The organism is Xanthomonas sp. DAR33341, assembly GCF_003992815.1.
In the GTDB taxonomy this organism is placed as follows: domain Bacteria; phylum Pseudomonadota; class Gammaproteobacteria; order Xanthomonadales; family Xanthomonadaceae; genus Xanthomonas; species Xanthomonas cissicola.
Genome location: NZ_QEYV01000021.1, coordinates 110,453 through 136,577, shown reverse-complemented (window position 1 = coordinate 136,577; position 26,125 = coordinate 110,453). Strand labels below are relative to the sequence as shown.

21 protein-coding genes, 1 tRNA gene and 2 other RNA genes are annotated in these 26,125 nt (G+C 66.5%); 11 read left to right on the top strand and 13 right to left on the bottom strand.

Annotation, left to right across the window (positions count from 1 at the left end):
* Positions 1-86: 86 nt before the first annotated feature.
* The 4 genes from gluQRS (at position 87) to EO156_RS08315 (ending at position 2,676) form a co-directional block, all read left to right on the top strand.
* Positions 87-986, top strand: a complete 900-nt coding sequence (gluQRS, locus tag EO156_RS08330) for a tRNA glutamyl-Q(34) synthetase GluQRS (protein WP_016850188.1) — start codon at positions 87-89, stop codon at positions 984-986.
* Positions 987-1,067: 81 nt separating this feature from the next.
* Positions 1,068-1,808 carry a beta-ketoacyl-ACP reductase gene (locus EO156_RS08325; protein ID WP_003486018.1) on the top strand — a complete coding sequence of 247 codons (741 nt, stop codon included), beginning with the start codon at positions 1,068-1,070 and terminating at the stop codon, positions 1,806-1,808.
* Between the two features lie 159 nt (positions 1,809-1,967).
* Positions 1,968-2,543 carry a polyhydroxyalkanoate synthesis repressor PhaR gene (phaR, locus tag EO156_RS08320; protein WP_003486016.1) on the top strand — a complete coding sequence of 192 codons (576 nt, stop codon included), beginning with the start codon at positions 1,968-1,970 and terminating at the stop codon, positions 2,541-2,543.
* Between the two features lie 58 nt (positions 2,544-2,601).
* A non-coding RNA gene (locus EO156_RS08315) (sX9 sRNA) lies at positions 2,602-2,676 on the top strand.
* Positions 2,677-2,729: 53 nt separating this feature from the next.
* Here EO156_RS08315 and EO156_RS08310 read toward each other — a convergent pair.
* From EO156_RS08310 to EO156_RS08285, 6 genes are all read right to left on the bottom strand, one after another.
* Positions 2,730-3,704 (bottom strand): TraB/GumN family protein, encoded by a 975-nt coding sequence (locus tag EO156_RS08310; RefSeq protein ID WP_029829086.1) that lies wholly within the window; start codon positions 3,702-3,704, stop codon positions 2,730-2,732.
* A 33-nt stretch (positions 3,705-3,737) separates the two neighbouring features.
* Positions 3,738-4,673 carry a DUF1684 domain-containing protein gene (locus EO156_RS08305; RefSeq protein ID WP_016850403.1) on the bottom strand — a complete coding sequence of 312 codons (936 nt, stop codon included), beginning with the start codon at positions 4,671-4,673 and terminating at the stop codon, positions 3,738-3,740.
* Positions 4,673-6,550, bottom strand: a complete 1,878-nt coding sequence (gene mutL, locus EO156_RS08300; protein ID WP_016850404.1) for a DNA mismatch repair endonuclease MutL — start codon at positions 6,548-6,550, stop codon at positions 4,673-4,675. The genes EO156_RS08305 and mutL overlap by 1 nt, the downstream gene beginning before the upstream one ends.
* Before the next feature lie 138 nt (positions 6,551-6,688).
* Positions 6,689-8,398 (bottom strand): N-acetylmuramoyl-L-alanine amidase, encoded by a 1,710-nt coding sequence (locus EO156_RS08295; protein ID WP_029829087.1) that lies wholly within the window; start codon positions 8,396-8,398, stop codon positions 6,689-6,691.
* 70 nt (positions 8,399-8,468) lie between these two features.
* Entirely contained in the window at positions 8,469-8,969 is a 501-nt protein-coding gene (gene tsaE, locus EO156_RS08290) for a tRNA (adenosine(37)-N6)-threonylcarbamoyltransferase complex ATPase subunit type 1 TsaE (RefSeq protein WP_003486004.1), read from the bottom strand.
* Positions 8,966-10,453, bottom strand: coding sequence for a bifunctional ADP-dependent NAD(P)H-hydrate dehydratase/NAD(P)H-hydrate epimerase (locus EO156_RS08285; protein ID WP_016849932.1), 1,488 nt, complete (start codon positions 10,451-10,453; stop codon positions 8,966-8,968). Before EO156_RS08285 ends, tsaE begins: the two co-directional genes overlap by 4 nt.
* Positions 10,454-10,477: 24 nt before the next feature.
* On the opposite strand from EO156_RS08285, the gene queG reads away from it, so the two are divergent.
* Both queG and xseA read left to right on the top strand, forming a co-directional pair.
* Positions 10,478-11,545 carry a tRNA epoxyqueuosine(34) reductase QueG gene (gene queG, locus EO156_RS08280; RefSeq protein ID WP_016849931.1) on the top strand — a complete coding sequence of 356 codons (1,068 nt, stop codon included), beginning with the start codon at positions 10,478-10,480 and terminating at the stop codon, positions 11,543-11,545.
* Positions 11,546-11,689: 144 nt separating this feature from the next.
* On the top strand, positions 11,690-13,027 hold the full coding sequence (xseA, locus tag EO156_RS08275; protein WP_016849930.1) for an exodeoxyribonuclease VII large subunit: 1,338 nt from the start codon (positions 11,690-11,692) through the stop codon (positions 13,025-13,027).
* Between the two features lie 269 nt (positions 13,028-13,296).
* On the opposite strand, the gene EO156_RS08270 is transcribed toward xseA, so the two are convergent.
* The 3 genes from EO156_RS08270 to EO156_RS08260 all read right to left on the bottom strand — a co-directional run bounded on the left by EO156_RS08270 (position 13,297) and on the right by EO156_RS08260 (position 16,965).
* A complete protein-coding gene (locus EO156_RS08270) occupies positions 13,297-14,559 on the bottom strand; it encodes a virulence factor (protein ID WP_016849929.1) in 1,263 nt (420 codons plus the stop codon).
* Positions 14,560-15,068: 509 nt separating this feature from the next.
* On the bottom strand, positions 15,069-16,814 hold the full coding sequence (locus EO156_RS08265; RefSeq protein WP_016849928.1) for a formylglycine-generating enzyme family protein: 1,746 nt from the start codon (positions 16,812-16,814) through the stop codon (positions 15,069-15,071).
* Positions 16,815-16,889: 75 nt separating this feature from the next.
* Positions 16,890-16,965: non-coding RNA, sX9 sRNA (locus EO156_RS08260), on the bottom strand.
* A 207-nt stretch (positions 16,966-17,172) separates the two neighbouring features.
* On the opposite strand from EO156_RS08260, the gene rnd reads away from it, so the two are divergent.
* Positions 17,173-18,264 (top strand): ribonuclease D, encoded by a 1,092-nt coding sequence (gene rnd / locus EO156_RS08250; RefSeq protein WP_011051565.1) that lies wholly within the window; start codon positions 17,173-17,175, stop codon positions 18,262-18,264.
* A 204-nt stretch (positions 18,265-18,468) separates the two neighbouring features.
* Here rnd and ligD read toward each other — a convergent pair whose 3' ends face one another.
* Together ligD and EO156_RS08240 are read right to left on the bottom strand one after the other, a co-directional pair.
* Positions 18,469-21,087 carry a DNA ligase D gene (gene ligD / locus EO156_RS08245; RefSeq protein WP_016849927.1) on the bottom strand — a complete coding sequence of 873 codons (2,619 nt, stop codon included), beginning with the start codon at positions 21,085-21,087 and terminating at the stop codon, positions 18,469-18,471.
* Between the two features lie 15 nt (positions 21,088-21,102).
* On the bottom strand, positions 21,103-21,279 hold the full coding sequence (locus EO156_RS08240; RefSeq protein ID WP_003485985.1) for a DUF3606 domain-containing protein: 177 nt from the start codon (positions 21,277-21,279) through the stop codon (positions 21,103-21,105).
* Between the two features lie 218 nt (positions 21,280-21,497).
* Between EO156_RS08240 and EO156_RS08235 the strand changes: the two genes are divergently transcribed.
* The 4 genes from EO156_RS08235 (at position 21,498) to EO156_RS08225 (ending at position 23,795) form a co-directional block, all read left to right on the top strand.
* On the top strand, positions 21,498-21,899 hold the full coding sequence (locus EO156_RS08235; RefSeq protein ID WP_003485983.1) for an H-NS family nucleoid-associated regulatory protein: 402 nt from the start codon (positions 21,498-21,500) through the stop codon (positions 21,897-21,899).
* 92 nt (positions 21,900-21,991) lie between these two features.
* A tRNA-Ala gene (locus EO156_RS08230) sits at positions 21,992-22,067 on the top strand.
* A gap of 162 nt (positions 22,068-22,229) precedes the next feature.
* Positions 22,230-22,406, top strand: coding sequence for a hypothetical protein (locus EO156_RS23920; RefSeq protein ID WP_003485979.1), 177 nt, complete (start codon positions 22,230-22,232; stop codon positions 22,404-22,406).
* Positions 22,407-22,688: 282 nt separating this feature from the next.
* A complete protein-coding gene (locus tag EO156_RS08225) occupies positions 22,689-23,795 on the top strand; it encodes a diguanylate cyclase (protein WP_016849926.1) in 1,107 nt (368 codons plus the stop codon).
* 42 nt (positions 23,796-23,837) lie between these two features.
* Here EO156_RS08225 and EO156_RS08220 read toward each other — a convergent pair whose 3' ends face one another.
* Both EO156_RS08220 and EO156_RS08215 read right to left on the bottom strand, forming a co-directional pair.
* Complete coding sequence (locus tag EO156_RS08220; RefSeq protein ID WP_003485975.1) at positions 23,838-24,347, bottom strand: chemotaxis protein CheW; 510 nt, start codon at positions 24,345-24,347, stop codon at positions 23,838-23,840.
* 11 nt (positions 24,348-24,358) lie between these two features.
* Positions 24,359-26,017: a methyl-accepting chemotaxis protein gene (locus EO156_RS08215; RefSeq protein ID WP_029829094.1), complete on the bottom strand. Its 1,659-nt coding sequence runs from the start codon at positions 26,015-26,017 to the stop codon at positions 24,359-24,361.
* Between the last annotated feature and the right edge of the window lie 108 nt (positions 26,018-26,125).

The following is a 26,125-nucleotide window of genomic DNA, read 5'->3' as shown; positions in this document are numbered from 1 at the left end:
TCCACGGATGCGGGGTGAACTGTTGCGGATCTGCGGGTGTTGCGGCTTGAAATCAAGCAAGCACCTGACCGACGATTCAGCTGCCCATGCCTTCGCCCCCTTATCTCGGCCGCTTCGCGCCCTCGCCCACCGGCCCCCTGCACTTCGGCTCCCTGCTGGCTGCATTCGGCAGCTGGCTGCTGGCCCGGCATGCCGGTGGGCAGTGGTGCGTGCGCATCGAAGACATCGATCCGCCGCGTGCCGAGCCCGGCGCCTGCGAACGTCAGCTGCGCACGCTGGCCGCATTCGGGCTGCACTCGGACCTGCCGGTAATTCGGCAGTCCGAGCGCGATGCGGCCTACACCGCGGCAATCACCCGGCTGCTGCAGACCGGCCAGGCATTCGAATGCAGTTGCAGCCGTGCCGATCTGGCCGGCATGGGCGGCATCCACCACGCCTGCGTTGCGCCGCTGGGCGAGCGCCGTGCGGTGCGCCTGCGGGTGCCGCCGCAACCACCGGTCGGCTTCGACGACGCCTTACAAGGCCCGGTACTGCAGGATGTCTACGCCGAGGTGGGCGATGTGGTGTTGCGCCGCGCCGATGGGTATTGGGCGTACCAACTGGCGGTGGTGGTGGACGATGCCGCGCAGGGCATCACCGACGTGGTGCGCGGCGCCGACCTGCTCGACTCCACCCCGCGCCAGATGGTGCTGCAGCGCGCACTGGGCCTGCCGCAGCCGCGCTACTTGCACCTGCCGCTGATGCTGGATCGCGACGGCCGCAAGCTATCCAAGTCACACGATGCACCCGCGCTGGACGAGGCCGATCCACTGCCGGCCCTGCACGCCGCCTGGGCGGCCCTGGGCCAACAGTCCGACGCGCTGCCGCGGCATGCAGCCATGGAAACCGTGCTGCAGCACGCCGTGCAGCATTTTTCGCCACGGCTGCTTCCGCGCCAACGCGAGCTGGACCTCGATGAGCGCGCATCCGGCCTCCAGCGTGACTAGAATTGCGGCCCAGCACCGGCATCCGGGCGCAGCACCCCGCGCCCCAATCGCCCTCAGCCTCACTTGTTGATTGGAGTCGTCATGACATCTCGCGTCGCATTGGTCACCGGCGGCACCGGCGGTATCGGTACTGCCATCTGCAAGCGCCTGGCCGACCAGGGCCACCGGGTCGCCAGCAACTTCCGCAACGAAGAAAAGGCACGTCACTGGCAGCAGCGCATGCAGGCGCAGGGGTATGCATTCGCCCTGTTTCGCGGCGATGTCGCCTCCTCCGAGCATGCGCGCGCGCTGGTGGAAGACGTCGAATCCTCGCTGGGGCCGATCGAAGTATTGGTCAACAACGCCGGCATCACCCGCGACACCACCTTCCACCGCATGAGTGCCGAGCAGTGGCACGAGGTGATCAACACCAACCTCAATTCGGTCTTCAACGTGACCCGCCCGGTGATCGAGGGCATGCGTAAACGCGGCTGGGGTCGGGTGATCCAGATCAGCTCGATCAACGGGCTCAAGGGCCAGTATGGCCAGGCCAACTACGCCGCCGCCAAGGCTGGCATGCACGGCTTCACCATTTCGCTGGCACGGGAAAACGCGGCATTCGGGGTCACCGTCAACACGGTCTCGCCCGGTTATGTGGCCACCGACATGGTGATGGCGGTCCCGGAGGAAGTGCGCGCCAAGATCGTGGCCGATATCCCCACCGGACGCCTGGGCCGCCCGGAAGAGATCGCCTACGCGGTGGCCTTCCTGGTCGCGGAAGAGGCTGCCTGGATCACCGGATCGAATCTGGACATCAACGGCGGCCACCACATGGGCTGGTAACGTTTGCTGCAACTTTGCGGTGCAGCATGGATTTTCCTCAAAAACCATGCTGCGCAACATTTTTAATGTGTCCGCTTAAGCAAATAAGGCGTTTTGGCTGTTGCAAGCGCTGCTGCGGTGCGCCATCCTGCGCGCACTATCAGTGTGGGTGAACGTTCCATGGCCGGACTTCGCATCATCAAGAAGTATCCCAATCGCCGTCTCTACGACACGGAAATCTCCAGCTACATCACCATCGAAGATGTGCGCCAGTTGATCATCGATGGCGAAGAATTCGAAGTACGCGACGCCAAGAGCGGCGAGGACCTCAGCCGCGCAGTGCTGCTGCAAATCATCGCCGACCGCGAGCAGGACGGCGAGCCGATGCTCTCCACCCAGTTGCTAAGCCAGATCATCCGGTTTTACGGCGATTCGCTGCAGGGCTTCATGGGTAATTACCTGGAGCGCAGCATGCAGGTGTTCCTGGATCAGCAGCAGCAGTTCCGTCAGCAGATGGGTAACCTGCTCGGGCAGACCCCGTGGGCGATGATGAACCAATTGACCGAGCGCAACCTGGAGTTGTGGCAGGAGTTCCAGCGCAACTTCGGCGCCGGCTTCGGTCGTCCCGGTGGCCCTGGCGCGCCGCCGAACCCACCCGGCGCGGGCGGCCTGGGCAGCGGCCCGATGGGAACCGGCACGCATGGCTCGGCCGGTGGCAACCACGGCACGACCGGCAAAGCCCGCAACCGCGGCTAACAGCGCCAACACACTATTGCGCAGCCGCAAGGCAGATGCGGCCGGTGCCGGAATCCTCATGTGCTACTCGTACACTCCGGTTCCGCTGCGCGGGCAATGCCAGCTGACGGCTGGTCGCTCTGTGGTGTCGACCCTTCCAAACATCGAACGCTGCGCCAGGAGCGTCACGCTCCCAGGCGCAGCCGATCAGTGGCCGGCCTGCGTTGTGCAGGCCGAGCAGATGCGCTCCACGTGGTAGCCGCGAACACGCAGACGCTCCACTACCCCGTCATTGCCTAGTAAATGCAGCGCACCGACCACCACCAGCGTGGTCCCGCTGCCTTTGCCGAGCCGCTGTTCCAACCGCGGCACCCAGCGCGCATTGCGCTCGACGTTGATGTCCTGATACAGCGCCGGATACTGGCGGCGCATGTCGTCGGCCATCTGCGTGGACAGCGTATGCACATCGCCATTGCGCCAGGCTGCATGCAGCTGGCGTAGCTGGTCGGAGGCATCGGCCTCGTCCAGCGATTCTTCCAGCAACTGATGCTGCTCGGTCGGCGACATGCCATCGAGCAAGGCGATTTGCTCGACGGCGCGTTCCAGGCCGTCGGCCGGTTTGCCGCGCGCCTGCGCCTGTTCCATCAGGTAATGGTCCAGCCCCGCGTTCGGGTCCATGCCTTGCCGGGTCATCTCCGCCAGGCTGATCGTCAGCGCCACGAACCAGGGCTCGAGCGGCTGCAGGCTCGCCAGCGACATGCCGTACTTGCGCGCGTAGGCGCTCAGCGCCTGCCAGGTCTTCGCATCCAGCGTGTCTTGCAGCGTACGCCCGTCGGTGCGCCGCGCCGCCTGCAACATGCGACTGGCCAGCTCGGGCGATTGCGCATCGTCAGGCGGCAATTCGAACAGCAGGCGGTCGGCCCTGGCGAAGGCCTGCATCACATCCGGCGATAGCGGATAGTCGCTGGGCTTGAGCACATGAAACGAGCCCAGCAGATACAGCGTGCCACCCTTGCCATCGACCTTCCACAGCAGCGGCACCGGCGGGCCCGCCGGCGCGTCGCCGGCACCGCGCGCCCACACCGGCACGAGCGCCCCGCTCCACAAGGCCAGGCCGAGCAGCGCGCCGCCGCACCAGGCGGCAACCCGTTGGCGTTTCGACGTCGTCCGTCGCCCGGTCAAGAGGCTTCTCCGCGCGTGTGAATGTCGCGCATGTCAGTGCGGCACCTTGTAGGCCTTCTCGCCTGCCGACACCGCCAGATCGATGCGGTTTTCCGGTGGCGGCAGGGGACAGGTGGCGAACGGGGTGAACGCGCATGGCGGGTTGTAGGCGCGGTTGAAATCGACCATCACATGTCCCGAGGCATCGGGCACGTCCAGATCGAGAAAACGTCCGGCCGGATAGCTGCCGTGGCCGCTGGTACGGTCGGCGAATACCACGAACATCGCCCTGCCTGGCTCGCCGATGGTTTCCAATCGGAAGGTCTTGCCGTCGCGTTCGAACTCGATCGCGCCCGCGTTCGGCTGCTCGCTGCTGATCCCGACGATGTCGACGATCGGGATGGTCTTGCCCACAGCGTTGGGCACGTAGCGCGCGTTGATGCGCCAGGACGCATCCAAGGGCCAATAGTCCAGGCCAGCGAAGTGCGTGCGCGAACTCGCGTCGGCATGCTTGACCCGTAGCGCATACCGGTCGCCGCGATGGATCAGGCTCAACACGCCCTTGCCGTCGTCGAAATGGATCAGGGTGGGCTGCGGATCGCGGTCGGACTGGAAGCGGATCCGGCTGGTCAGCGGCTTGCCATCGAGGGTCAGCGCCGCACCACGCTCGGGCACGAACCAGACCGCGTTGTTCTCGATGGACACCATGCCCATCTTCGGCGGGCCTACCGCGAGTTTGATACCGCTGTCGGCGCTGCTGCCGATGTAATGCGCCTTCAGCGACAGCCAGTGCAAGCCGACCAGGCTGGTCCAGCCATCGGGCGCGCGCAGTTCTTTCAGCCGCGCTTCGCGCCAGGCGGCGGTGTCGGCAAGAAATGTCTTGTCGAGTGCGACCGGCGCAGCCGGCGGTGGTGCATCGCGCCCGCACCCGACCAATATTGCCGCCACTAACATGCCGAGCAGCCAGCCCTTCCCCCTGTGCACTGCCATCAACGCCCCCTCAAAAACCAACGATCGATATCGCTCAGCGTAAACCGCGCCCAGGTCGGTCGGCCATGGTTGCATTGGCCCGAGCGTTCGGTGGCTTCCATATCGCGCAGCAACGCGTTCATTTCGGGCACGGTGAGGCGGCGGTTGGCGCGCACCGCGCCGTGGCACGCCATGGTGGAGAGCAGCTCGTCGCGTGCGCTGGCGATGCGGCGGCTTTGACCATGCTCGCGCAGATCGCCCAGCACATCGCGCAGCAGCGCCTCCGGTTCGGCATTGGCCAGCAGCGCGGGAATGCTGCGCACGTGCAGCGACTGCGGGCCGGCGCGGGTGATCTCGAAGCCCAGCGTGGCCAACGTCTCCGCTTCGCGCTCGGCGGTGTCGGCTTCGCGCTCGCCTACTGCCAGCGTCATCGGCACCAGCAGCGGTTGCGCGTGCAGGCCGATGCTGTCATGCGCATGTTTGAGCCGCTCATAGCCGATGCGCTCGTGCGCCGCGTGCATGTCGACCACGATCAAGCCTTCGGCGTTCTCGGCCAGGATGTAGATGCCGTGCAACTGCGCGATGGCATAACCGAGCGGCGGCACACCGCTGTCTTGCGCAGTTGCCGGCAATCCGGTGCCGGCCATGTTCGGCATGCCTGCCGATTGCTGCGCGCTGCTCGGCGGTGGTGCATACAGCGCGCTGTAGGCGGCGCGCGCCTCGTCCACACGCAGCCCCAGCGGCGTTTGCGAAGGCGTCCAGCTGGCGTAGCTGTAAGCGCTACCGCTGCCAACGGATGCGCCGCCATTACCTGGAACGCCGCCACTGGCGATGCCGCCCATTCCGCCAGACGTGGCGGCCGTGTAGCCGCTGCCGTCGCCGCCGATGCTGTTCGGCGTCGCGCCGGCGCGGGTGTGCGCCAAGGCATCCTGCAAGGTGCGATAGACGAAATCGTGGATCAGCCGCGCTTCGCGGAAGCGCACCTCGTGTTTGGCCGGATGCACATTGACGTCCACACGTGCCGGGTCCAGCTCCAGAAACAACACATACGCCGGCTGACGGCCATGGAACAGCACATCGCCGTAGGCCATCTTCACCGCATGCGCCACGCTGCGGTCTCTGACCGAACGGCCGTTGACGTAGAGGTATTGCTGATCGGTGCTGGCACGCGAGTAATGCGGTTGCGCAACCCAGCCGTGCAGGCGCAGACCGGCGCCGCTGTGGTCCACGCGTAGGGCCTGGCGCGCAAAATCGTCGCCGAGCGTTTCGCCCAGCCGCGCATCCGAATACAGATCGCCCGGCTTGTAGCGACGCGACGGCTTGCCGTTGTGCGAGACGCGCAATTCGACATCCGGCCGCGCCAGCGCCAGCGAACGCAACCACTCTTCGATGTGGCCGAGTTCGGTGCGTTCGGCACGCAGGAACTTGCGCCGTGCCGGCACATTGAAGAACAGTTCGCGCACTTCGACCGTGGTGCCTGGCGCATGCGCGCGCGGCACCACCTCGCCCAGGCGGCCGCCGTCGATTTCCAATGCGGAGCCGTGTTCGGCGTCGTGGCGGCGCGAGGTCAGGGTAAAGCGACTGACCGAGGCGATCGACGGCAAGGCTTCGCCGCGAAAGCCTAGCGTGGCGACAGTCTCCAGGTCGTCCAGCGAAGCGATCTTGCTCGTGGCATGCCGCGAGACTGCCAGCGGCAGTTCGTCCGGGGTGATACCGCCACCGTTGTCGCGGATACGGATCAGCCGGACGCCGCCCTCTTCGAGCTCGATATCCACGCGCGTGGCACCGGCATCGAGTGCATTTTCGACCAGTTCCTTGACCACCGATGCGGGCCGCTCGACAACTTCGCCGGCAGCGATCTGGTTGATCAAAATCTCGGGCAACTGGCGGATCGCCATCAGCGCACGCTCCAGTACGGCACGCGCGAAACGCGGTAGATCGGCGGTGTGACAGACAAGACGGACATCGGCACGGCAATCCGGCGGCGCGCAGACGCCGTCATCTAAGGAATCAGTGCGGAATGATAGCCGAGCGGGTCAGCGGCTGCCGCCGGCCACGGTGCCGACTGCATCGGCTTCGGCCTGCGCACGCGCGGCGAACAAGGTGCCTGGCGGCGGTTGGCGGGTAAAGAAGGTATCGATGCCGTCCAGCACGGCGCTGGCAATCCTGCGCTGGTAAGCCGGATCGATCAGGCGACGTTCCTCATCCGGATTGGAGATGAAGGCAGTTTCGACCAGCATCGCCGGCATGTCGGAGGTCCGCAGCACCGCGAAGTTGGCGCGTTCCAATTGCGGCTTGTGATTGTTGCCGATGCGCTTGAGCCCACCCAATACATGGCCAGCGGCATCTTCGGAGGCCTTCATGTGGCCGCTCTGCGCCAGGTCCAACAACACGTTGGCCAGGGTGCTTTCGGTTTGCTGCAGGCGCACGCCGCCAACCAGATCGGCGGCGTTTTCCTTGTCGGCCAGCCAGCGCGCCCGTTGCGACGAGGCTCCCTTGGTCGACAGTACGTACACGGAGGAGCCCGTGGCGCTGCGGTTTTCGGCGGCGTCGGCATGGATGGAAATGAAGATGTCGGCCTTGGCGGCGCGGGCTTTCTGCGCACGCATCGGCAATGGAATGAACACGTCGGTATCGCGCGTCAGATAGGCCTTCATGCCTGGCGTGGCGTTGACCTGGCGTGCCAGTTCACGACCCACCGCCAGGGTGACGTCTTTCTCGCGCTTACCGGTGGGCCCCATGGCGCCCGGGTCCTGGCCGCCGTGGCCTGGGTCGATCGCCACGACCAAGGGCCGCATGCCCGGTGCCATCTTGATCCGCGAGGCTTCGCTGGGCAGTACCGGACGCGGCGGCAGGTCGTCGTCGCCTGCGGCAGCCACCACGCCCGAAGCACTATTGGGGGCAATTGCTCCGGCATTACCGGACGTTGCACCCATCGGTGCGCTGCCGCCATTCAAGATCGCAGCTGCAGCTGCGCTACTGCCCGCCACCACTGCGCCAGACGGTACGGCAGCGGCGGCGCCGGCGGCACGGTTCGGCGTGTTGCCGGCAACGCCAGTCGGCGCTGGCGCACCGGTGGTCGCGGAGGTGGCAGGCCGAGGTGTCGGCACACCGGTGGCGATGGTGGTCGGTACCGGGGCCTGAGTGACAGTGGGCATCGCCGATGCCGGCGCAGACGGGGCAGGCGGCGGCGTCGACGGCTGAGGCGGCGGCAACGACGAGGCACGTTGCGCAGATGCGGCCAAGGCTGCAGTCGCGCGTGCCGCTTCGGCCTGTGCATTGAGCGGGCGCGGCGCCGGGGCTGCCGTCGGTGCAGCCGCAGCCACTGCGGAGGCCGCCGCCGGCGTCGGATCGCCGGGCCATTCGATCACCAATGTCGACACGCTGCCCAGCGTCTGCATCTGCGGTTTCAGCGGGGTCACCGGCGTTGCCAGTTCGAACACCACACGGAACGTGCCAGGCACCGGCTGACCGGTGCGCACCGAGGTCACCAATCCGGCAGCAGCCGGCAGCTTGAGACCGCGCACGCCCGAGGATTCGGGAAAATCGACGACCAGGCGCGTCGGGTTCGCCAGCGACAGCGTTTTGAAGCCGCCGCTGCCGACCAGTTGAATTTCCGCACGGGTCCCGGTGGCTCCGGTACTGACGCCGACCCCCTTGATTTCGCCGCCCCAGGCAGCAAAAACCGCCAGGCTCAAGCTGGCGGTCAGGGCGGAAAGACAGAAGTTGCGGATCCCCGGTGTCATGGCGCTGGATTCAAGCATCCAACTGCGTGAATTGCAAGGCAATTTCCCTTAATAATCCATAACCTGGCGTTCATTCTTCTCGTGAGGCGGCAAAAAGGACCTGCAACTGGGGTTGCCGTGACAGTCTGTCCATCCAGGCATGCCCGATCGCACTTCGGCCCAGCAACCGAACGCTGCGGCCTTCGCCGGCCACGGCCAGTTCAACGTCCAGATCGACCGGCGGCAGCACGCCAGCACCGCGCTCCGGCCATTCGACCAGCCACAAGCTCGCACTGCCCTCGTCGAGCCCGAGAAAGTCCAGCTCTCCTGCATGGCCAATGCGGTAGAGGTCCAGATGCCAGGCTTCATCGCCAGTACTCAGCGGATAGCGTTCGACCAACGTGTAGGTGGGACTGCGAATCGGCCCGGCGACACCGAGTGCGCGCAGCAGCGCGCGCGCGAGCGTGGACTTGCCCGCGCCCAGGTCGCCATGCAGCTGCACCACCGCGCTGGCCGGTCGCGCTGCGGCCAGCGCTTGGCCCAGGGTCTCGGTGGCCTGCACGTCGTGCAGTTGTCCGTTGAGGTCGATCATGCGATGGCTCCAGCGTTGGCAAGGCGGCGCAGCTCGGGAAGCAGGTCGGTGGGCAGCAGGCCGCGCTCGCCTGCGTGCGCTGCCGCATCGCCGGCACATGCGTGCAGCAAGGCGCCAAGACTGGCGGCATCGAATGGCGAGAAGCCCTGCGCCAGCAATGCCGCGATGACGCCGGTCAACAGATCGCCCATGCCGCCGACCGCCATGCCGGGATTGCCTGCGTCGATGATGCGCGGCAAGTTGCTTGGCGACGCGACCACGGTGCCGGCGCCCTTGAGTACGACCACTGCGTCGTAGCGTGTTGCAAGTGCAGCAGCAGCGGCCGGACGATCGCGCTGAATCTGTCGGGTCGACAGGCCCAGCAGACGCCCGGCCTCGCCCGGGTGCGGCGTCAAGACGCGCGGACCATGCACTGGAACGTCGTTGGCTGCCAGCAGATTCAGCCCATCGGCATCGAGCACCACCGCCGTAGCGGCGCCCAGCGCTGCGCGCCACAATGCCTGCGCCCAGCCGTCCTGCCCTAACCCGGGCCCGAGCGCAACCGCATCCGCCGCCTCGGCCAGTGTGGCGATGTCGTCATCGGCCTGCACGGCACGCGCCATCGCTTCGGGGCAGCGCGCCAGCAGCGGCGTGACATGCTCGGCGCGCGTTGCGACCTGCACCAACCCGGCGCCGCTGCGCAACGCCGCTTCGGCGGTCAGCATGATCGCGCCGCCGCTGCCGAGATTGCCGCCCACGCACAGCACCCGCCCTGATTCGCCCTTGTGCGTGTTGCGGCGACGCGGGCGCAATTGCGCCGCCAGGGCATCGCTGTTCCAACTGTGTGCGACTGGCGTGAGCCCGTCGAATGCTGAAACCGGCACCTCCAGCGAAGCCACTTCACGCTCGCCGGCATGTTCCAGCGCATCGCCGGTGTAGAGTCCCAGATGCGGCACGATGAACTGCAAGGTCCGCGCTGCGCGTACCGCCGCACCGAAAGCCACCCCATGGTCGGCATCGATGCCGCTGGGCACATCCAGTGCAAACACCGGCACGCCCGCCGCGTTGATGGCGTCGATCAAGGCGGCGGTCGCATCGTCCGGTGCGCGATTCAGGCCGATGCCGAACAGCGCATCGACGATTACATCGGCCTGTCCCAGCGGATACGGAAACAATTCGATTGCACCACCGACGGCGAGGTAGTCGGTACAGGCGCGCTGCGCCAGGTCCGAGCCCGGGCCGTGTTCGGGCAGGTGCACCACGCGGACCTGACGCCCTGCGCGGTGTGCCAGGCGCGCCAGCACATAGCCGTCGCCCCCATTGTTGCCGGTGCCGCATACCACCACGAGGCGGCGCGCCTGCGGCCAGCGTTCCAGCAACCACTGCCAGGCCGCCTGCCCGGCGCGTTGCATCAGGGTGTAGCCGTCGCCGCCGAGCAGCGTGGTGGCCTGCGCATCGAGCGTGCGCGCGGCGGCAGTGTCGTAAAGAGCGAGCGGTGCGTACATGCCGGGAATTCTATACTTGTCGCCATGTCTGCCGTTCTTGCCCGCCCCGACCCTGCCGATGCCGCTGCGCGCATTCGCGTGCTTGCGCGCGAAGCCGGCTTTCAACGCTGCGGCATTACCGGCATTGAGCTGGGCGAGGACGAGGTGCATCTGCGCAGCTGGCTGGAAGAAGGCCTGTACGGCACCATGCACTGGATGGCCCAGCACGGCGACAAACGCTCGCGCCCGCAAGAATTAGTGCCCGGCACCCTGCGCGTGTTGTCGGTCGGCATGGATTACGGCCGCAAGGACGACACCGAGGCCTGGAGCACCTTGCGCGACGGCAGCCGCGCCTATGTAGCGCGCTACGCGCTGGGGCGCGATTACCACAAGCTGATGCGCAACCGGCTGCAGAAGCTGGCCGAGCGCATCCAGGGCGAAATTGGCGCATTCGGTTTCCGCGTGTTCGTCGACTCGGCGCCGGTGCTGGAGCGCGCGTTGGCGCGCAATGCCGGCCTGGGCTGGATCGGCAAGCACACGTGCCTGATCGATCGCAACGGCGGCTCGTGGTTCTTTCTCGGCGAGATCTACCTCGACCTACCACTGCCGATCGACGCGCCCGCCACCGCGCATTGCGGCACCTGCACGCGCTGCATCGATATCTGCCCGACCCAAGCCATCATCGCGCCCTACCGGCTGGATGCGCGCCGCTGCATCGCATACCTCACCATCGAACACGACGGCGCAATTCCCGAAGACATGCGCAAGCCGATCGGCAACCGCATCTTCGGCTGCGACGACTGCCAACTGATCTGTCCCTGGAACAAGTTCGCCAAGCGCACCGACGAAGCCGATTTCCGCGCCCGCAACGACCTGGACGTGGCCACGCTGCCGCAACTGTTCGCCTGGAATGAGGACGAGTTCCTGCGCCGCACCGAGGGCAGCCCGATCCGCCGCAGCGGATACGAGCGTTGGCTGCGCAACATTGCCGTGGGCCTGGGCAATGCGCCTGGTACGCCAGAAGTGCTGGCCGCACTGGAAGCACGTCGCTACGACGACTCGGCACTGGTGCGCGAACACGTTGGCTGGGCGCTGGCGCAACACGGTCTTTGACCGGCACAGGCCACGTGTGAGCGCGTTGCGCATGCGGCAGCTGCAACCTGCACGTGCACGCGTTGGCCAACGCTGCGGCTCTGTTGCCATCGGCGTTCGCCGGCCCATCACCCATCACCGTCGTCGCTACGGGATAATGCAGCGATGGCCGATCGCAACGAACAGATCCTCACTCCCAGACAGCTCAATTCGCTGGCGCGCGACCTGCTGGAAGGCGGTTTCCCGCTGGTGTGGGTGGAAGCCGAACTGAGCAGCGTCACCCGGCCGGCGTCGGGACATCTGTATTTCACGCTCAAGGACGCGCGCGCGCAGATCCGCTGCGCGATGTTCAAGCCCAAGAGCACCTGGCTGAAATTCCAGCCGCGCGAAGGCCTGCGCGTGCTCGCGCGCGGGCGCCTGACCCTGTACGAAGCGCGCGGCGACTATCAGCTGGTGCTCGACCATATGGAAGAAGCCGGCGAAGGCGCCTTGCGTCGCGCCTTCGACGAACTGCGCGCGCGCCTTGCCGCCGAAGGCCTGTTCGATGCCGAGCGCAAGCAGGCACTGCCTGCGCATGTGCAGCGGCTGGCGGTGATCACCTCGCCCAGCGGCGCGGCGGTGCGCGATGTGCTCAGCGTGCTGGCGCGGCGTTTTCCGCTGCTCGAAGTAGACCTGCTGCCTTCGCTGGTGCAAGGCGACAGCGCTGCCGCACAGATCACCTCACTGCTGCAACGCGCCGATGCCTCCGGGCGCTACGACGTTATCCTGATCACCCGCGGTGGCGGCTCGCTGGAAGATCTGTGGGCCTTCAACGACGAACGCCTGGCGCGCGCGATCGCCGCCGCGCAGACCCCGGTGGTATCTGCAGTCGGCCACGAGACCGACTTCAGCCTCAGCGATTTCGTCGCCGACGTCCGCGCACCCACGCCCTCGGTCGCGGCCGAATTGCTGGTGCCCGATCAACGCGAGCTGGTCGCGCGCGTGCGGCGTGCGCAGGCACGCATGACCCAACTGCAGCAACACGCCTTGGGCAATGCCATGCAACGCGCAGACCGGCTGGCCCTGCGGCTGCGTGCGCAGAGCCCGCAGGCGCGCTTGCAACTGCTCCATCGCCGCCAGGAAGACGCCGGTCGCCAGCTGCGTGCGCGCATGATGCACGTGCTCGAACGCTTGCAGGCGCGCGTACAGCGTGGGCAAGCACAGCTGCAATCGCACAACCCGCAACGTCATCTGGCCGGCTTGCAGCAACGCCTGCGGGCGCTGCATCCGCAGGCGGCGATGCAACGTCGCCTGCAGCATGATCAGCTGCAACTCCGTAGCATTGCACGCTCGCTGGAAGCGGTCAGCCCGCTGGCCACAGTCGCACGCGGCTACGCCATCGTGACCCGTCCTGCCGATGGCAGCGTGGTGCGCAGCGCTGCCGAGGTGGTCACGGGCGAACGCCTGCGCGCGCAGCTGGCCGATGGCAGTATCGAGGTGCGAGTGGAGTCTGGCGAAAGCTGACCGCAAGCCATGCGCGACACCGTGGTTCCTGCAGCAATGCCGGCGCTCCAGCGCTGACATTAACTCTTCGAAGGTGCCCATTCCACGGGGCGCCGGAGAGTGCCTTCGAAGCACGCCACGGGGTCGGGCGAATCCGGGATTTCGCTGAAGCAGGGCCGCCAGTCGCGCTTCAGCGTCGAGCACCTTCGCATGGTGGAAGGTGGTCAGTGGCGATCATTGCTTGTCGCTCTAGAACACGTTACGCAACGCTTTGCGGGTTGCAAGCGGCATTAGGAGCGGCTCGCCGTCTCCGCGATCGGCGTCTGCGCTGCATGCTGCCAGCCCTGCATCAGCAGATTGGCCAGCACCACCGGATCGTGGTCGAAGTGATGCCCACCGGGGCGCGCCAGCACCTGCACGCCGCGTGCGCGCAGCTCCGGACACAGCGTGTCCTTTTCTTCGTCGCCGTAGATGCATTGCAGGCGGTGCGCGTCCAGCGCCTGGATGGCCGGCTCCACATCGCGCTCGGCGTCGTTATGCCAGCCCAGCCAGCCACCCACGCGCACCTTGAAGTCCGCCTCGTGTCCCAGGCCGAGCAGGCTGACGAACTGCACCGAGGCGCGTTGCTGCGGCGACAGTTCCGGATAGGCGAACGGCAACACATCGGCACCGAACGAATACCCCACCAGGGCGACGTGCTGGATATGCCAACGCTGGCGATAGCTGGCAATCACCCGATCCAGATCCGCACCAACCTGCTGCGGCGTACGGCTGCCCCAGAAGTAGCGCAGGCTATTCCAGCCCACCACCGACACGCCCTGTTGCTGCAGCTGCGCGGCAATGCCTTTATCCAGTTCGCGCCAGCCGCCATCGCCGGACAGCATCACCACCAGACGGTCGCTGCCGGGCGCGTGCATTTCCACCAGCGGCAAATCGCCCAGGCCTTGCGACTGCGCAGCCAGGAAGTGCCCGCGTGTGGCCGCTACGATCTGCATCGGGCTGGATGCGTCGGCCAGATCGTCCAGGAAGCCCTGACTGGCATTGGGCAGATCGCGCGAGCACGCCAGGCCAGGATCCTTGGTGCCGGCGTCGGCAACCACCGCACCGCCCAGCACGTCGGGCGCGGCCGAGGCCACTGCCTGGCGCGCCAGCACCGCGCCATCGCCCTGCCCCACCAACACCGGCGGCAGGAACGCATCGACATGTTCGGCGCGCAACAATTTCTTGCCCAGTCGCTCGGCATCGTCGGCCAGCGAGCTGCAGGCGGCTTGGTGCGAGCGCACGCGTTCGCGATAGTTGGCGGTGTCGACCACTGCCACCAGCGCGCCATCGTTGCTCAGCATGTCGGCCAGCTTCTGGCTGTCTTGAGGGTGATCGCCGTCGGGCAGCAGGATCACCATCGCCTTGGGCGTGCCCTCCGGGCGGATAACTTCGACCGAGCCGTAATGCCCAGCCGTATTACTGTCCTGCAGATGCCGCGCCACGGCATAGCCGCTGCCGCCGATCAGCAAGATCGCAATCACCCAACGAAACATTCTGATCCCCATGCCCATGACGGCAGTCCCTGGTTAGCGGTTGCGATTTGACCACAGCAGACACGACCGATTTCACCGCGATTAGACACGGCGTTCGTTGCTGTTAAGTCATCTGAACCCTACCTTGCACACGACGCATGATCGGTGCAGCGCGTGCCCTGCGGGCGCCCGCTGCACGGCTGACGGCCGGGAACTGCCGCCTCGGAAACTTCCGCACTCAGCGGTCGTCCTGGGAACGTTGCTGGATGGACATGGGGATCCAGGCGCAGTCCGCGCGCACTCGATCACCAAAGGCACTTGCGCGACTGCAGCGCAGTTCTGGCAATCCTCCCGCGTCGTGCAAGAGAGATGCCTAGCTCGTCCAGCCGCGCCCCGCCCGGCCGACTTTGTCGGAGCGAACATGCCCCCGCCGAGACCTCCCCAGGTCGCAGGGCCGATCCGAAAGCGTTCGCGGCGACAGCGACGGCAAGCCGAAGGCGGCAGTCGCGCAGGACGCGATCGACGCGCCCATCCGCTGCCGGTCGTCGCTAGATTCCGCGTGCGACGCGAAAGCCAATACGGGCACTGGTGGTGTCCGAGTCCTGCGACTGCCGCCAGGCCGCGCGCGTCTGTTGCGGCGAATTGGCCCAGCTGCCGCCGCGGATCATGCGTTGCCGGCAGCCCGGGTTGTACCAGGCAGCGCCATCGGCCGGTGCACGGCGGTAGCTGGCGTGCCAGCAGTCGGCCACCCATTCGCTCAGGTTGCCGCCCATGTCGTGCAGACCCCACGCGTTGGCGCGAAAACTGCCGACCGGCGCCGGGCCCCAAAAGCCGTCGCCGTAGCCGACGAAGCCGTTGTTCCAGTGCCGGCCGCTGCGCGAGACGTCGTTGCCGCCGGTGAAATTGCCGGCGTCGGCCGGCGGCGAGCCTGCGTTGCCCCACGGGTAACGTCCGGTGGTGCCGGCACGCACCGCATACTCGAACTCGGCCTCGCTGGGCACGTGGTAATGGCGGCCGGTCTGTTCCGACAGCCAGGACGCATACGCTTCGGCGTCGCGAATGCTCACGTGCATCACCGGGCTGTTGGGCGCGGCCTGGGCGCCGTTGTAGTCGGACTGCCAATCCACACCGCTGCGACGGATGAAGTTGCCGCTGCGCTCGTCGTAGACCACCGAATGCCCGCGCCGGGTGGCACGCGGGCGCGCGCCGGTGGCTTCGACGAACTGGCGGAACTCGGCAACCGTGACCTCGGTGATCGACAACGCAAAGCCGCGTGCGAAGCGCACGTAATGGGCGGGGCGCTCGTTGTCGGATGCGCCCGGCTCGGCATCGCCAGCTCCCATCTGGAATGCGCCATGCGGCACCACGATCATCTGCGGCCCGCGCCCGCCGACCTTGAGCCCGTCGGTGAATACCTGGCCGGGACGGAAGCTGCCGTAATGCGTGGCCAGCTCCAGCCGGCGGCGCAGATCGCCAGCCACCGGATCTCCGGGGTCGGCGATGCGCAGCACTTCGGCAAGCTTTTGGCCGGCCGCCTTGAGCCCGCGCGGCGAGGTGAGATCGTGCAGACCGGCGTCGTGCAACCCAGCGATCTGCGCCCGGCGCACGCGTTCGACCCGCGCGCGCGCATCGGCGATGGTGGGCGCACGGTCGCGTACCTGCCCGGCCATCTGCAGCCAATAACGGGCACCGATGAAGTCGCTTGCCTGTGCCGCCTGTTCGGCGCGCTCCAACAGGCCGCTTTCCACGGCGGCCAGGCCCTGCCGGGTGCGCGGGTTGTCGGGATCCAGTTGCGCGGCATCGCGAAAATTCACCAGCGCGCCATTGCCGTCCTCGCCCAGCCGCCCGCCGCGAAGGTCTTCCTCGCCGGCGCGGTTGAACGCAAGCACGCGCTGCGCGGTTTCCACCTCGCGCTGCAGTGCGCGCACCTTCGGGTCCTGTGGGGCAAGGGCGAGCGCCACGAAGGCCACTTCACGCGCCTGCTCCAACGCGTCGTCCTGGCGCTCGGTTTGTTCGATCAGCGCCGCGCCGCGTTCAAGCAACCGGCCACGCGCTTGCTCCAGGCCGCGACGGCTGGCTGCATCCTTGCCACCGGCGCGCTGCTGGATCGCCAGATACAAGGGGATCGCATCGCCGGCATCGCGATACAGGCGGTCTTCCCGCAATGCCTGGTCCGCGCGCTTGCGCACCTGTGCCAGGGGCTCGTCGCCCAACTCCACCGCCGGCGGTTGCCATTGCGCCACGGTTTCGGCGGATTCTTCGCCGCCAATGGAAACGTTCGGCTTGCTCGGCACGGCGGCAGGCGCCGGTTGCGGGGCGACCGCAGGCGCGGGCGTCGGTGTGCGCGAACAGGCGCACACACTAAGGACGGCCAACAAAACGTAACGAGCGGCCCTCGGGCGGGTGTGGCCGGCGCGCGGGAACCGGAATGTATGCGTGTCACATGCCGAGTCCGCACCCCGCCCGCGCCCGCCTGCTGGCTGCGCAGGCGTTTTGCCAGTCGCCCTCAGCGCAACCATTGCCCACGTTGCCATCCGGTCACCGCACTCACCCACCACCTGCTCCTTCCAGTGCTCTGCCGCACGACAGGCGATCGCGACGTTAGGCTATTCTGCGCGCTCTGCGCAAACCCTTGCCGCCGACGGAAATCACGTGCCCCTTTGGATCACCCACCCCTCCGAGCTGACTGACCGCCTGCAGGCAGCGCGACCATCGCGCATCGGCCTGGATACCGAATTCATTCGCGAACGCACCTACTGGCCGCAACTGGCCCTGGTGCAGATGGCCATCGGCGAGGAGATCCTGCTGATCGACCCGCTGATCCCCGGCATGAACGCGGCGCTCAAGGAGTGGTTGATCGCCACCGACATCGTCAAGGTGATGCATAGCGCCAGCGAAGACCTGGTCACGTTCAAATGCGCGTGCGGCGCATTGCCGCGGCCGTTGTTCGACACCCAGATCGCCGCGGCGCTGGCCGGTGTCGGCGGCGGCATGGGATACCAGAAACTGGTGCAGGAAGTCACCGGCACCTTGCTGACCAAGGGCGAAACACGCTCGGACTGGATGCGTCGCCCGCTGTCGCCTGCGCAGCTGGAATATGCCGCCGATGACGTGCGCTATCTGTTTGCGATCCACGACGAGCTCACGCGCCGCCTCGCCGAGCAAGGCCGTCTGGAGTGGCTGGCCGAAGATGCCGACCGCCTGCTCGCCACGGTGGAGCACGACGATGGCGAGCGCTGGCCGCATGTGAGCCTGCGCGCCGCACAGTTCCTGGAACCGGCCGCGCAACGACGGCTGCTGCGCTTGCTGCGTTGGCGCGACCTGCAGGCGCGGCAGAGCGATCGCCCGCGCAGCTGGATCCTGGAAAACGAACTGGCCAGCCAGCTGGCGCGGTTCCCGCCCGCCGACCTGGAGGCGTTGCTGCGCCAGTTCGACAAATTCCCCAAGGCGCCGCGCAAGCTCGCCAACGCGGTGTGGGATGCACTCAACACCCCGCTGCCGGACGAAGAGCACGCGCCGCTGGCGCAGGCCGCCACCGACGGGAACAAGGCCGTACTCAAGCGCCTGCAGGACACCGTGGCGCAGCGGAGCCGCGAACTCGGCCTGCCGGACGGCCTGCTGGCCTCGCGCCGCCACCTGGAAACCTTGATGGAACAGCGCAGCTGGCCTGCGGCGCTGGGCCAATGGCGCCGTGCCCTGCTGGAAGCACAGTTGATGCCGCTGCTGGAAGGCACAGCAGCGTAGGATTGCGGCGGTCATGGCGCCAGCGCTCGCAGCGATGCGGCCCTTCGTCAGGTGCACGCGAGTGGCCCCGAACCGGCGCATGCCGCCTCGCAGGCAGTGGTGCAATGGGTCAGGACAATGCGAAGCGCCTGCCTCGCGCGGGAATTCCGACGACCGACCACGCGTGCGCAGCAATGATGCCGGCATTGTCTCCATCGCACCGCATCAGTCCTCGTCCTGCTCGGCCCAGCGCGCCAGGTTCTGCCGAATGCGGTCCATGTCTGCCCACGGGTCCTTGCGCCGACGGCGCAGCTTTTCCGGCACATCGCGCAAGGTGAATGCATCGGCGCGCTGCAGCTTGGACAGGTCCGACCACGCCAGCGGCAGCGCGACTGGCGCCCCCGGGCGGCCGCGTAACGAATAGGACGCAACCGCCGTGGCGCCACGGCCGTTGCGCAGGTAGTCGACGAAGATGCGCTTGTTGCGCAGCCGCTTGGTGGCAGTGGCGATGAACCGCTGCGGCTCGGCCTGCGCCAGGGCATCGGCAAATCCCTTGGCGAAACGCTTGGTCACCTCCCAGTCGCAGCCGGGATTCAGGGGCACCACCACGTGCAGCCCCTTGCCGCCAGACACACGCAGGAACGACTCCAGCTCCAATTGCGCCAGCAGCTTACGAATATCGTTGGCCGCACGTTTGACCTCGGCGAACGGCACGTCCGGGCCCGGGTCGAGATCGAAGATCACCCGGTCGGCCACATCCGGGCGGTCGGCATGCGAGCCCCAGGGATGGAATTCCAGCGCATTGAACTGCACCAGCTCCAGCAGGCCGGGTGCGTCTTCGACCACCAGGTAATACGCATTGGTGCCGGTCTCTTCGGTCAGTTTGACCGAGCTCACACGCTCGAAGCCGGCGGTGTGGTGCTTCTGGAAGAAACACGGTTTTTCGGCGCCGCTGGGGCAGCGAATGATGGATAGCGGGCGTCCCACGATCTGCGGCAACAGGTGATCCATCACCGCCTGGTAGTAGTCCCAGACATCGCCCTTGGTCGCGCGGATATCCGGGTAGATCAGCTTGGTCGGGCTGGACAGCGTCGGTAGCGCAGCCGAGGAAGGTGTGGCAACCGCAGATTTGCGCGCAGGCGCTGTTGCCCGCGTCGCTGCACGTTTCGGCACCTGGGTTGCCGCGTTTTTGGCAGCACGTGTTTTTGCCGAACGCTGGGTAGACGACGAAGTAGACCGGCCATTGCCGGCATCGCTGTCGGCCAGATCGGCAATGCGTTTATCCGGACGCAGCGCCTTGAACGATGCCTGGCGCAATAACTGTTGCCCACCGATGCCGCGATAGAACACCTCCACCACAAAGCGCGGCGCAAACCAGGTGGCGCCGCGCAGGTCGGTGTCTTCGGTGGGAATATGCGCGGTGGGTTTGCGCCCACCGCCTTCCAGTTGCTGGGCGACCTCGCGCATCAAGGCATCGGAGAAACCTGAGCCCACACGGCCCACGTATAACCAGCCGTGCACCGGGTCCGGCGTGGCCAGCAACAGCGAGCCAAAACCACTGCGGCTGCCCTTGGGCGCGGTGTAGCCGACCACCGCATATTCCTGGCTGGCCAGTTGCTTGGTCTTGCGCCAATCGTCGCTGCGCCCATCGCGATACGGGCGATCTGCGCGTTTGGAAATGATGCCTTCGAAGTGCTGTTCGCCGGCCACCCGGAACGCCTCGGTGCCGTCGCCCTCGACGTGAGAGCTATAGGCCAGATGCATGTGGGGTGCAGCCTGCAGCACCTGCTGTAACAGCTGCTTGCGCTCGCGCAACGGTGCCTCACTGATGTCCACCCCGTCCACATGCAGCAGGTCGAATACCGCCAGCGCCAGCGGCACCTGGCGTTCGCCGGACAAGGTGGCCTGCAGCAGGTTGAAGTCTTCCTTGGTGCCGCGTCCGGCGATCAATTCGCCATCGATCTGCGCATTGCGCAGGCCCAGCGACTGGATGGCATCGGCAATTTCCGGTGTCTTGTCGGTCCACTCCAATGCATTGCGCGACCACAGCCGCACCTTGCCGTTGGTCACCGTGGCCAGGATGCGATAACCGTCCCATTTGATTTCATGCAGCCACTGCGCGCCTTCGGGCGGGGACTGCCCCAGCTTGGCCAGCTGCGGCGCAAACGGGGCATCTTCCATCTCGGCGCGACGTGCGCCGCTCAGCGCCAGCGCCTGTTTCGCCCAGGTGCCACGTTTTTTCGCCGCTGGCGGCGGTACGGTCGTCAGCCCCTTGCGCTGGGTCTTGCCGGCGCCCGCGCGGCGTACATCGTCGGCAGGTGCGGCAGCGACGTCGGCCAGTAGGTCGTCGGCCTCCAGCGTGCCAGCGTAGGCATCGTCCTCTTTGAACAGCAGCCACTGCGGCTGCCGCGCCGGCTTGCCCGAGCGCACCAGATGCCAGCCGCCCTTGAGCTTGTTGCCGAACAACTCGAAGCGCAGATGCCCCTTGGCCAACTGCGCTTCGGGGTCGCCTGCGGTGGCCCACACGCCATGATCGAACTGCGCCACGTGCCCGCCGCCGTATTCGCCCCTGGGAATCTCGCCCTCGAAGCTGGCGTAATCGACCGGGTGGTCTTCCACCTCCACTGCCATGCGCTTGACCTTGGGGTCGTAACTTGGCCCCTTCGGCACCGCCCAGCTCTTGAGCGCATCGCCCACCTGCAGGCGAAAATCGTAGTGGCGGCGGCTGGCGTGGTGCAACTGCACCACGAAGATCGCACGCTGCCCCGGCGGCAGGGTCTTGCCCGGCTCCGGCTCGCGGGTCTTGTCGAAGCTGCGCTTGCGGCGGTATTCGCTCAGGCTCATGGCAGACCTTCCCGCTTATTTGCCCAGGTGCTGGCGTACGCTGACGGCCAATGGCCCCACCTTCTGCACGGCCGCTTTCAGTTCATCGGCACTGACGCCAAGGGTCTTGGTCCAGTACTGCAGCTCATAGGCTTCATTGACGTTGATGCGGTCGCGGTCTGGCGATCCGACGTTGCGTTTGTCGTCACTCATGACATGCTCCTGTATCGTCGTGGTCGGGTCTGCTAACGTGAGCCTTCGGCCCGGCAGCGCCCGTAGCGACAATGCGAAAGCGTTCGAACAGGCGTCGTGAAAGGCCTGTTCACGCAATGTGCAAGCCCTGCTCCATAACGGCCGCTCCCGGGCCACATGCCATAATGCCGCGCGCCCTTCGGGCGGCGTGTCCACTCTTATTCCGAGGCCATACCTCTGTGAGCAATACCTCTTCGAAACTGGATTCCATCGCGCAAGCCAAAGCCAAGCTGCTGGACGAACTGCAGAAGCTGGAAGAACAGGAGAAAACCGAGCGCGCCAGCGAGGCATCCTCTGCGCATGCCACCATCGTTTCGCTGCTCGAACAGTTCGCCGGCCACTTCAACACCAAGCAGCGCAACGACATCGCCGCTTACCTGGGCACCACTGCCGCGCGCAAGGAAGTGGTCAAGAGCGGCCGCAGCGAAGTGAAGCCCAAGTACGAGCTGCCGCACACCGGTGAAACCTGGTCCGGTCGTGGTCGCACGCCGAAGGCTTTCGCCGCCTGGGAAGGGTCGGTGTCGTACAAGGAATGGAAGGCCAAGAACCCGGACCTGAAGTTTCCGCTGGTTCGCGAGTAAGGCGAAAGCCCGCACGACGGTGCCGCCCCGCACCGCCGGCCGCATCCTTCGCTTGGCGAACCGCGCGGCTTGTGGGTAGAATCGAAGCACGTGGGGCGGTAGCTCAGCTGGGAGAGCGTCGCGTTCGCATCGCGAAGGTCGAGGGTTCGATCCCCTTCCGCTCCACCATCGAGTCAAACGCACGAGCCCTGGAAACCTCATGTTTCCGGGGCTTGCGCGTTTTGAGGGGGACTGTGGGACCACCTGCGGTGCAGGCGGGCCGGTCGCCGTGGCGTGGGGATCACATCGCGCGCGCTAACGTCCGGCTTCACTCCACAGCGGACCCACACCATGAGCAAGAAAGACCAACAGCCCGACGAGGTCGCCGACGATGCGCACGGCGTGACCGAGAGCCAGCAAGACCGCCGGCACGACGATGCCGCCAAGCAGCGCCCGGGCCAGGAAGATCTGAAGGTGCACGACGAGCAGAGCCGTCGCCCATCTGGCAAGGCTGGTCAGGGAAAGTGAGTTGGCCAAACCTGCAGCCTGGCACCGGGCAGCGCCGCGGCAACGCTGATGCGGGGAACCCCCGTGCTGCATCGCCGGCGGCGCGTTGCACCCTATTGCGCAGCTGAGAATGCTGCGTCTGCGGAACTGGAAGCGGGCGCCGGCCAGCCACGCCGCTCCTGTGGCAAGATCCTGCCAGGCGCTCGCCGGTATGCCGCTGCCCTGGGAAGCAGTGCATTGCCAAGGTGGCGATCGCATCGGCCAGTGCCTTGTCGCATTAACCCTCATCGCCTTGATGGCGCCTTGTTCCCGGTGGTGTTTTGCATGCAGATACCCGACGCACCCGCGTTGAACCTGATCCACGCAACGTTGCTGCCAGGCGGCGTCAACGCCACGATCGGGGCGCGCCTGCCAGCCAACGAAGATGAGCGCGTGGAGGCACTGCATGCTTACCGCCTGCTGGACACCTCACCGGAGCCGAGCTACGACGCGTTCACTTCGATCGCGGCCGCGGTCTGCCGGATGCCGATGGCGCTGATCTCGCTGGTCGATACGCATCGCCAATGGTTCAAGTCCAGGATCGGCATGCAGCAGAACGAGACGCCGCGTGAGCTGTCGTTTTGCGCGCACGCCATTCTCGAACCCGATCAGGTGATGGAAGTCGGCGACACCCATCTGGACGAGCGGTTTGTGGGCAACGCGCTGGTGACAGGCGAGCCGCAGATCCGCTTCTATGCAGGCGCGCCGTTGTTGACCCCGGACGGCATCGCGCTGGGCACCCTGTGCGTGCTGGATCGCGTTCCGCGGCGACTGTCGGTGGCCGAGCGCGACGCGCTGCAAGCATTGGCCAGGCAAGTCGTCAGCACCCTCGAACTGCAACAGGCCGCGCGACTGGTGGAGCTGGATGCACTGCGCGATGCGCTCACCGGGCGATGGAATCGCGCCGGGCTGGAGCACGCCTTGCACGCGCTTGCCGATGCGCCCAGCTCTGCCGCGGATGCGCCACTGGGTTTCATGCTGCTCGAACTGGATGGCTTCAAGCGGCAAAAATTGCAGGCCGGCGCGCCAGCGGCCGATGCCACCTTGCTGCAGGTCGCTACATTGCTGGAAGCGCAGCTTCCGCCTGCCGCAATCGTGGCGCGCCTGGCCTGCGATCAATTCTGCGTGGCGCTGCCGGCGACCGCAGCATCTGCAGCCCTTGCTGCTGCCGAAGACTTGCGCAAGGCGGTGGAAGACGCGCACTGGCCGACCGGCCCGCTGACGCTCAGCGCAGGTCTGGTGGATGTCGCCACGCCAACCTCGCTCGACAGCGCTACCTTGCTGGCCCGTGCGCGGCACGCGTTGCAGCGGGCGCGTGACGATGGCCGCAACCGCGTGCATTGCTTCGACGGGTGGCAGCTGCGGGCCTGATCGACGCAGCCCGCGCCGATCGCCCTGCGGCACGGCTGTCGCTCAGGCCGCCAGTGCGTCGGTGTTTCCGGCGATCTCGTCCACCTGCAGCACCTGCTCCATCTCCAGCAGTACCACAAAGCGCTCGCCGACCTTGCCCATGCCGCGCAGCAGATCGCGGCGGATATGCGTGCCGAACGACGGCGCCGCTTCGATGTCCTGGTCGGCCAGTTCGATCACTGCATTGACTGCATCCACCAGCACCCCAATCACCTGCGTGCCCTGCGCCTGCTCGGTGGCCAGAATTACGATGCAGCTGCGTTTGCCGATCGCGCTGTCCGCGCGCCCCAGCCGCGATTGCAGGTCCACCACCGGCACTACCGCGCCGCGTAGATTGATCACCCCGCGCACGCAATCCGGCATCGACGGCACCGGTGTGGGAGCGCGGTACTGAATGATCTCGCGAATGCCGAGAATGCTGGTGGCGAAGGTTTCGCCATCCAGTTGAAAGGTCAGATATTGCGCGGCGACATCGGCGTCGCCGGGCATCACATCAAGCGTCGGTGCGGTCATTGGTCGCTCTCTCAGAAACGCGCGAACTGGCCTTCGTCGGGGCCCTCGGACATCGCATACGCCGGCGCTGCGTTGCTGCGCCAGCCACGCGTGCCCGCCGCACGCGCCGGTCGCGCGGCGACCTGCTTGCCGCGCTTGGGCGGCGCAGTCGGCGCGCCCTGCCCGCCCAGCCGGAAGAACGCCATGCTCTGCTGCAGCTGTTCGGCCTGCGCGCTCATTTCCTCGGCAGTGGCGGCCAGTTCTTCGGATGCGCTGGCGTTCTGCTGGGTGGTCTGGCTCAACTGCACGACCGCCGAATTGATCTGGCTGACGCCGGAAGATTGCTCCTCGGAGGCAGCGGATATTTCCTGCACCAGGTCGGAGGTGCGCTTGATGCTGGGCACGATCGAATCCAGCAAACGGCCCGCGCGGTCCGCCAATTCCACGCTGGAACTGGCCACCTCGCCAATTTCCTGCGCGGCCACCTGGCTGCGTTCGGCCAGCTTGCGCACCTCCGCAGCGACCACGGCAAACCCCTTGCCATGTTCGCCGGCGCGCGCGGCTTCGATCGCGGCATTGAGCGCGAGCAGATTGGTCTGGTACGCGATGTCGTCGATGATGCCGATCTTCTGCGCGATCTGCTTCATCGCCTGGGTGGTGGCAACCACCGCTTCGCCTCCCTCCACGGTCTCCTTGGCGGCCTGGGTGGCCATGCCGTCGGTGATACGCGCGTTCTCGGTGTTCTGGCTGATCGATGCGGTCATCTGCTCCAGCGAAGCACTGGTCTCTTCCACACCGGCGGCCTGTTCGCTTGCCGCCTGCGACAGCGACTGCGCGGTGGCGCTGACTTCTTCCGACGCGCTGGCAAGGGTTTCGGCACTGGTATTGACCTCGCCGACCACCTGCGACAGCTTCCCGACCATGGTGCGCATCGCTTCGAGCAATTGCGCGGTTTCGTCGCGGCCGTGCACATCGATGCGCATGGTGAGATCGCCTTCCGACAAGCCGTTGGCCACCGCCACCGCGCGGCGGATCGGCCCGGTGACGCTGCGGCTGATTACCACACCGAGAATGGCGCCGAGCAACACGCCGCTGCAGATGATGGCGACCAGCAGCCTGGAACTGCGCGCGTGGATCGCACCGGCTTCCGCGTTGGCCGCCGCGGCGCTGCGCTCGCGCAGGCCGCTCAGGTCGGTCATCAGGTTATCCACTTCGTCCGAGCTGGCACGGACCGCGCGCGATAGCGCGGCCAGTTCCGGATTGGCCTCGCGCAGCGCTTCGCGGTTGGCGACCTCGATGAAGCGGCCGCGCTCGTCCAGATACTTCTGCCAGGCGCGATCGAATTGCGCCAGCTTGTTCTTGCCTTCCTCGCTCTGGAAGCTTTCCCGCGCACGGGCCATGTGATCGACCACCTTGGCGGTGTATTTGTCGATGTTCTGCACATGCGACTGGCGCTCTTCTGCACTGCTGGCCAACAACAGGTTGGCGCGCGCGCGGCCGGCATAGATGAGGTTGATGTTGGCTTCCTTGACGTGGGACATGCCGAGCAACTCGCGCTCGTACAACGAGCTCGACAGCGCGCTGATGCGGCCGGAGTTGGAATAGCCCACCCACCCGATGCATGCGCCGATGGCCGAGACGATCAGGAATGCCACGATCAGTCTGGTTCCGATTCTGAAGTTGCCTAACATTGGGGAGTTCTCTCAAAAAGGGTGCGTGGGCGACATGCGCTGCAGGATGGCGATGGCGCTGCGCGTATCGCATGGCGCTACGGCTGGTCTAACCCATCGCTAATGGCT